The 206-nt window shown below is 50.5% G+C and carries 1 rRNA gene; it reads left to right on the top strand.

From position 1 onward, the window contains the following. Positions 1-173: ribosomal RNA gene (locus tag Afil_RS11040) — 23S ribosomal RNA — on the top strand; the annotation flags it as partial. Positions 174-206: the final 33 nt, after the last annotated feature.

Genomic DNA, 206 nt, shown 5'->3' on the forward strand with positions numbered 1-206 from the left:
GGGCAGCCAAGCAGGGATCGGATAAGCGCTGAAAGCATCTAAGCGCGAAGCCGAGCCCAAGATAAGATCTGCGGTATATAAGACCCCTTGAAGACGACAAGGCGATAGGCTGGAGATGGAAGCGAAGTGATTCGCGGAGTTGGCCAGTACTAATCGGTCGAAAGCTTAATCTAAGATTCGAGAAAGCTATACGCAAGAAGCCACTA

The organism is Allobaculum fili (assembly GCF_020969955.1).
Taxonomy (GTDB): domain Bacteria; phylum Bacillota_I; class Bacilli_A; order Erysipelotrichales; family Erysipelotrichaceae; genus Allobaculum; species Allobaculum fili.